General features: G+C 53.2%; 8 protein-coding genes. All 8 read left to right on the top strand.

The window, feature by feature from the left end:
- A partial coding sequence (locus AYI87_RS20995; protein ID WP_144204513.1) for a Mu-like prophage major head subunit gpT family protein occupies positions 1-709 on the top strand: 709 nt, incomplete at its 5' end.
- Positions 710-819: 110 nt separating this feature from the next.
- Positions 820-1,263, top strand: a complete 444-nt coding sequence (locus tag AYI87_RS20990) for an HI1506-related protein (RefSeq protein WP_144204512.1) — start codon at positions 820-822, stop codon at positions 1,261-1,263.
- Complete coding sequence (locus AYI87_RS20985; RefSeq protein ID WP_144204511.1) at positions 1,263-1,688, top strand: gp436 family protein; 426 nt, start codon at positions 1,263-1,265, stop codon at positions 1,686-1,688. The genes AYI87_RS20990 and AYI87_RS20985 overlap by 1 nt, the downstream gene beginning before the upstream one ends.
- A complete protein-coding gene (locus tag AYI87_RS20980) occupies positions 1,688-2,110 on the top strand; it encodes a hypothetical protein (protein WP_144204510.1) in 423 nt (140 codons plus the stop codon). The genes AYI87_RS20985 and AYI87_RS20980 overlap by 1 nt, the downstream gene beginning before the upstream one ends.
- Positions 2,111-2,141: 31 nt before the next feature.
- On the top strand, positions 2,142-3,047 hold the full coding sequence (locus tag AYI87_RS20975; RefSeq protein WP_144204509.1) for a phage tail tube protein: 906 nt from the start codon (positions 2,142-2,144) through the stop codon (positions 3,045-3,047).
- A gap of 32 nt (positions 3,048-3,079) precedes the next feature.
- Positions 3,080-3,418, top strand: a complete 339-nt coding sequence (locus tag AYI87_RS20970; RefSeq protein ID WP_144204508.1) for a hypothetical protein — start codon at positions 3,080-3,082, stop codon at positions 3,416-3,418.
- Between the two features lie 23 nt (positions 3,419-3,441).
- Positions 3,442-3,753: a hypothetical protein gene (locus tag AYI87_RS20965; RefSeq protein WP_144204507.1), complete on the top strand. Its 312-nt coding sequence runs from the start codon at positions 3,442-3,444 to the stop codon at positions 3,751-3,753.
- A gap of 49 nt (positions 3,754-3,802) precedes the next feature.
- A partial coding sequence (locus tag AYI87_RS20960) for a tape measure protein (RefSeq protein WP_144204506.1) occupies positions 3,803-6,660 on the top strand: 2,858 nt, incomplete at its 3' end.

Below are 6,660 nucleotides of genomic sequence, written 5' to 3'. Positions count from 1 at the left end.
TCAGCTAAAAAGTCTGGCGGCTCATGACTACAGCGTGAAGAACAAGAAGTTCGAAGCCAGTATCGCCATTCCGCGTGACGACATTGATGACGACACCTATGGCGTATTTGCCCCGCTGTTTGAGGAGATGGGCTATGGCGCTGCCACTCACCCGGATGAGCTGGTGTATGCCTTACTCGCAGCAGGTTTTACGAACCCGTGTTATGACGGCCAGAACTTCTTCGACACCGATCATCCCGTTGGTGATGAAGATAATGGTGTCGAGTCTGTCAGTAATATGCAGGCAGGTGCTGGACCCGCTTGGTTCTTGCTCGATGTTAACCGTCCGATTAAGCCGCTTATGTTCCAACGTCGCCGTGACTACGACATTAAGTCGATGACCAAAGATGATGACGAAGCCGTGTTTATGCGCGACGAGTACCGCTACGGCGTCGATGCGCGGGTTAACGCAGGCTTTGGTCTGTGGCAGCTGGCCTTTGGCTCCAAGGCTGAACTCAACGAGGCCAACTTTAAAGTGGGCCGTAAATCAATGAAGGAACAGAAGTCCGATGAAGGGCGTCCACTGGCGGTGATGCCTAATCTGCTTGTGGTGGGTCCAAGCAATGAGTCTGCGGCAGAAGCCTTGATCATGACTCGTACATTGGCCGGTGGCGGTGACAACCCGCTGTATAAGTCGGTTGAAGTGTTAGTCGTGCCTTGGCTGGAGTAACCCAGACCTAGCTTTACCAGGTTAAGACAAAATCCAATTAATTTCTCCCTTGGTGGGTAAGCGCTAAGCGTTCTGCTTACTCACCTTCTTTAACTCGGAGCATACATGAAATGGCTAAATTACTTACTACAGCGGCTGTTATCGTTACCTGTTTGGCCCACAGCGGCTATCGCCGTGCGGGTGTGGGGCTGGCTAAAGGTGAAAACCGCTTTGAAGCCGACACCTTTACTGAGGCTCAGTTGGCACAGCTTAGTGCCGATCCTCGTCTCAAAGTGGTGGCAGCAGATGCCGGTGAAACTCAGGCAGATACATCAACACTTTCGCAAGGGACCTTGGCATCAGCAACAGTGGATGGCGGCGTAAGTATTGGCATGAGCTTTAGTGACGCGATCGCCAAACTGAACCCTGACGATAAGGCCCACTTTACCGGGGCGGGTAAGCCCCAGTGTGATGCGTTGTCAGAGCTAATGGGTAAGCCGGTAACCGCCAGCGAGCGTGATGAGCTGTGGACCGAGCATTTGGCGGCTAAGCCGTCTGAAAGCGAGGCTGAGTAATGCCTTACGCCACGGCAGAGCAGATGATAGCGCGTTTCGGTGAGCAGGAGCTTACTGCGCTTACCGATCGCGACGGCACTGTGGGCGGCGTAGTGATGGCGGCACTGGATACGGCGATCAATGATGCCAGCGCGCTTATCGACGGCTATTTGGCAGGGCGTTATGCCTTGCCTTTAGCTCACCCGCTCCCAGCACTCACTCGTATATGCTGCGACATGGCTCGTTACGGCCTGTATGACGATGCCGTGTCTGACGCGGTAGCCAAGCGTAATGATGATGCGGTGCGTTTCCTGGAAAAGGTGGCCCAAGGCAGCATTACCCTCGGTGTCAGCAGTGAAGGCACCCAAGCCACCCCTCAGGATATGCCCGAGATCCAAAGTGCGGGCAGTGTATTTGCCAGGCACAGCAGTAAAGGGTTTCTCTGATGCAGGATATCGTCGCGTTGCTCAAAGCCAAGCTTAATCCGGCTGACGCCCTTTGGGTCGACGTGGATGGTCTGGCACAGCTGTCTGCGCTGGATGATAAGACCAAGACTCGCTTGCCCAAGCTGTTTGTGATCGAACTTAGTGAGCAGGCGCGCCCGGATGTACGCGGTAGTGGCCCTTACTTGCAGTCACTGCAGTTGGAGGTAGGGGTGATTAGTGTCATGGCCACCATCAATGGCACGCCCGGCAATTTAACCCCCATGCGCGATCAGGTGCGGCAACGTCTGTTTGGTTGGGCACCTAGCACTGAACACGAGCCACTGTCGCTTGCCGGTGGCCGCTTATTAAAACTTGGTGATCGGTATATCGCCTGGCTTGACCGCTTTATGACTGAATACACCGCAGATGCTAATCAGCCCTAGCAGTTAGCTAGGAGCTGAAAGGAGATAAATCATGGCACGTAAATTTAGAAAGAAAGCCTTGGTATTTGCTACAGAGCAGACCTATGGCGTCGATGCCATCGCGGCGGCTGAGCCTGCCACGGCGGTATTAGGACGTGAAGTTAAGATCACCCCATTAGCCGGTGAAAACACTGAGTTGGACTATGACGATGGCAATTTGGGCAACAGCGCCGAGATCGCCACCGAAACCTATGTATCGCTGGAGTTTGGCGTGGATTGGGCGGGTGCTGGTGCCGCCACCACAGCCCCAGCCTATGCGCCTTTGCTGGCTGCGTGTTTGCGCAGCACCACTGTGGGGGCGTCTAGCGTCGACATAGCCATCGATGAGCAGGGCACCAAGGCACTGACGTTTTACTTCTACTTGGATGGCGCGCTACATGCGTTGGTGGGCGCACGCGGTAGCTTCAAGTTAGAGGCTAAGGCCAAAGATTTCCCTAAGATCATGTTTACCTTTACCGGCTTATTTGTGGCGGTGAGTGCAGCGGCTATGCCAGTGACCGACTTTAGCGCCTGGAAAACACCAATGAAAGTGGGCGCGGCTAACTCTTCCTGCAGCCTAGATGGCAACGCCATTAAGCTGATCAGCTTTGAGTATGACCAGGGTAACGAGGTCGTGCACCAGGAGTATGTGGGCCATGAAGAGGTGATCATCACCGATTACAAGCCCAGCGGTAAGCTGGTGCTGGAGGCCGATACCTTAGCCAACTTTGACCCATTCGCCGCGAATACGGCGGTGTTGCCGTTCAACTTGACCCATGGCGAGGCGACCAACCAGGTGATCTTTGCTACCAGTCAGCTGCAGCTTGGCCGCGCCGAATATGGCGACCAAGATGGCACCTTGACCTATGAGATCCCCGTACGGCCACTGGGTAATTTAGATCTACTCACGACCAAGTAACTCAATTCAAGACTTAGCTTAAAGGAAACATCATGACTAATGCGTTCGTCTTTAGCCCTGTTCGTCAGGTAAAGCAGTGGCCCGCTATCATTAAAGTCGCGGGAGATGGTGGCAAAGTGACTGAGATTGAGATCGCCCTGGATCTCAATTTGCTACCAACAGACAAGTACATGGATAAGCTCAGTGAGGGTAACAAAGCTCTATTTGATGCCATCCTTGATGGCTTTAGTGGTATCAAGACCCCAGAGGGAGCGCCGCTGGAAGATACTGAAGACAATCGTGCTGCCTTGTATCAGCACGCGCCCTTTACCGACGCGTTGTTGCATGCATACCGCGCCGCCAATACCGGCGAGGCGGCAAGAAAAAACTAACCGAAGGTGTGCGTGAACTGTACTTGCGCACACCCACATCAAAAGCCGAGCAGCGACAGTTAGATAAGGAGCTGCAGTTGCTCGGTATTCAAGACGCTCCCCCCACGGATGAGGCGCCAATTGTGTTTTGGGAAGAGCATAAGGCGGCTCTGGATTGGTGGTGGCAGGTGCAAGATTTGCTGCGATATAACGAGTGCGTCTGCATGGGGTTGGATGTACTGGCGGTAAAAGCCGACAGCGAGTTAAGCGGGCGAGAAGTGAGTGCAGAGGATTATCAAAAGCTGCGGCTCATCGCCCATACGGTGACCCAGCTCTTTAATGAAAAGCTTGAATAACAAACTTACTGCTTAGGAACGAGCGCCAGCCAAGGTTAAAAGCTAGATTATGAATGATTTAAAAGTCGAACTGACCCTGACAGCTGATGGCAAACAACTGGTTGCCACGGTTAACGGGACCAAAGTCGTTGTCTCTAACTTAAATACCACACTGGAGCAAACCAAAGGCGCCAGTCATCAAGCTTCTCAAGGTTTAAATCAGCTCGACCGGCAATCGGCTACCACAACAGCAGCCCTTGCTCGTATGCGTAACATGGCTGTAGGGGCCTTTGCGGGCCTATCGGCAATTAACCTGGGGCAGAAGCTTAGCCAGGACTTAGCTGCATTTCAGGATGTACGCACCCGCTTACAGAGTCTGTCGGGTACCACTGCAGCTTATGCCGATAATGAAAAGTACCTGCTACAGCTGACCCGCGAACATCACAAAGAGCTTATTCCGCTCGCCGATAACTATGCGGCGTTACTTAATCTTCAAGATGCAGGTATTATTACCCAAGCGCAATCTAGGGCGATTTTGGAGGGAATGAGTAACGCGCAATCTTCATTGGGGGCTACAACAGCCCAGCTTAGTCAATCTTTGTACGGTTTATCACAAGGTTTATCTTCTCCAATTGTGCTTACGGAAGAGCTTAATCAGGTCGTTGACCCTTTACCTGGTTTGCTTAACAAAATGGATAAAGCCGCTCAGCTGCCATCGGGTGGTTTTAGAAAGATGGTCAAAGAAGGATCGGTGACTGCAGACTTTTTCAGAGATACTTTGATTAAAGCGCTGCAGGACTATAGCGGCGCAGCGGCGGCTACGGCGGCCAACATCAGTGCCCAAACCCGCGACATGAAAAACGCTTATCAGCAACTGTTGGTGGCGTTTGAAAGCCCGATTAATGACAGTTTAACCCCTGTTTTATCTGGCCTGACCGACGGCTTAACCTGGGCAACTGATAACGCAGATATGTTGCAGCAAGTGTTTGGTGTGGCCATGGTGGTGGCGCTGACCCGCGCCAGCCAGGCGGGCCTCAGTTATACCGGCGTTGTCATCAATAAGGTTAGGGCTGAGCAGCAGGCAAGATTGGCAACCATTGCTGCGGCTCAAGCTGAATTGCATAAAGCAACAGTGCAGCGAGCCGCAGTGCTGACGTCTGGTCAAGCCGTGGTGGCTGACGCTAGGTTAACAGCCGCTCGTGAAGCCTTGGCCGTGGCAACGACTCAGGCAACAATCGCAACGCGTGCTTTTAATGCGGCGACGGCACTAGTGGGTGGCCCTGCTGGTATCGCGTTAATGGCAGCATCGGGTATTGCCTACTTAGGCTATGAGGCTTATTCAGCGGAAAAGCCATTGGCAGGTCTAACGAGCGAAGTTGATAGGCTCAATAGCAAACTCAGCGCCATGAATGATGCACAGCGTGGCATCGAGGTCAGCAAGCTTTCGACAAAGATGCAGGAATATCGGGATGAAATGGCCGATGCTCAGTCAGAGATTGATGGCTTGATTGCGCAGGGCTTTACCGGCTCTGATGCCGCCGTCATGTTAAGCGTCAAGCGCATCGAGGAGTTACAGGCCTACATTGCCAGGCTAGAGGTGAAACTTAACGATGCCAGTGCGGCCCAGCAGAAGTTGTTTAAGGCGGGTATGCCTGAGTTAACCAATAGCCCTAGCGATACAGCCAACCCTTCTACCATCAATAAACAGCAACAATCGCTGTTAGACAATCTGACTAAGCAAAAGACCTTGTACGGAGAGGTCAGCGAAGCGGCCAAGGTGCGCTATGAAATAGAGCATGGAGCGTTAAAAGGCCTCGATCCCGTCATTAACGCCAAGATCCTCCAAGCGGCCAAAGAACTGGATGCTGCCAAGGCCAGCGCCGATGCCTCCAAAGATGCTGCCGATGCAGCAAAGGAGCAGGCTAAAGAGCTGAAAGCCTTGCTGGCTGTGCTTGATCCTGTCGGCAGTGCAGCAGATGAGATGGCGGCTAAAGAGCGCCTGCTTAAGGTCTATTTTGAGCAAGCCAATGTGCCACTAGAGCGTCGTAAGCAGTTGCTGGCGGCGCTCAGCACTGAGTACACCAAGCCTAGTGAGTTTGACCAGTTAAAAGGCAAGTTAGATCCCGCGTTTAGTGAACAGCAAAATCACACAGAGAACATGGGGATCTTAACCTCTGAGTTGGATAAAACCCCCGAGAGTGAAGCGCTAAAGCGCAATCAGATAAACATGCTGATTGAGGCCGAGCAGCGCCGCCACGCTGAGGCAATGAGTACCATTAATGGCGGTATCTCCAGTCAGTTTGATGCCATGTGGTCCGACACTTTTGATCGCTTTGCTGCCGGTATTGGCAGTGCAACAGCTGATGCTATTTTTGAGTCCAAGGATTTTGGCGAGGCCATGCAGCAGATCACCCGTGGCGCAGTAAAGAGCGTGATCGCCGGTTTGGTTGAGATTGGCGTGAAAAAACTGGCGATGGCCGCACTGGATAAAACCATCATGGCCAGTACGGCGGCAACGGCCACTGCCACGGCGGCGAGCACCGGCGCATCGGTGACTGCATCCATGGCCCCGGCGGCGGCAACCTCATCTATTGCCACTTTTGGTGGCAGTGCCATGGCGGGTATCGCTGCCATGATAGCGGCCATGGCGATGCTGCCGATGATCATCGGTAAGTTTCACGGCGGCGGTACTATCCCTCGCGAAGGTACCTATCTGCTCGATGGAGGGGAAACCGTGTATACCCGCAAACAGCAACAAACTCTGATGAATGCCATGAGCGCCAGCGCCAATGGTGTTGGAGGCCGCAGGCAGCTCAATATCGAGCAGCACAACACTATAGTGGTGAGCAATGAATCTCAGGCCGAAAGTTTGGCTGAAGTGTTGCCACAGCTAGTTGCCATGACCAAGAGTGCCGTGGTGGAAGATCT

Source organism: Shewanella sp. KCT, from assembly GCF_007636505.1.
In the GTDB taxonomy this organism is placed as follows: domain Bacteria; phylum Pseudomonadota; class Gammaproteobacteria; order Enterobacterales; family Shewanellaceae; genus Shewanella; species Shewanella halotolerans.
This window is presented reverse-complemented; position numbering and strand designations above follow the sequence as displayed.